At 63.8% G+C, this 556-nt stretch carries 1 protein-coding gene; it reads right to left on the bottom strand.

What is annotated here, in order from left to right:
* Window positions 1-34 precede the first annotated feature (34 nt).
* Window positions 35-556 (bottom strand): IS66 family transposase (locus XcuCFBP2542_RS19015; RefSeq protein ID WP_146090385.1); only part of this gene is annotated, 522 nt, incomplete at its 5' end.

Here is a 556-nt window from a genome sequence, read left to right as displayed (position 1 = left end):
GTAAGCGTCCGCCAACCTCACCTACCCCGAAACCTCACTCCGTGCGCAACGGCAGCAATTGATCGATGTCCCGATCCAAGGTCGTCGGCAGCCGCGCCAGGGTGTCATGCAGCCAGGCATGCGGTTCGATACCGTTGGCCTTGGCGGTGGCCAGTAGGCTCATGATCGCCGCCGCGCGCCTGCCCGCCTGCGCTGAGCCGGCAAACAGCCAATTCTTGCGTCCCAGCGCCACCGGACGAATCGCGTTTTCGATCAGGTTGTTGTCGATCGGGTAACGTCCGTCCTGGACATAACGCGTCAGCGCGTCCCATCGCTTGAGCGTATAGGCCAGTGCACGCGCGGTGCCGCTGTTGCCCATCACCGTCTGCTGCAACTCCAACAACCAGCAGTTCAGCCGCGATAGCACCGGCACGGCGTGTTCTTGTCGGTAAGCCAGACGCTCATCGGGCTTCAGCGCGCTGGCTGCCGCTTCGATGGTGTAAAGCACGCCGATGCGCGCGATCGCTTCAGCCGCAATCGCGCTGCCGCTGGCCGCATGCTGCTCATGCCACTTGCG

The organism is Xanthomonas cucurbitae (assembly GCF_002939885.1).
In the GTDB taxonomy this organism is placed as follows: Bacteria; Pseudomonadota; Gammaproteobacteria; order Xanthomonadales; family Xanthomonadaceae; genus Xanthomonas; species Xanthomonas cucurbitae.
The sequence above is the reverse complement of the archived record's forward strand: the minus strand, read 5'-3'. Positions and strand labels throughout refer to the sequence as shown.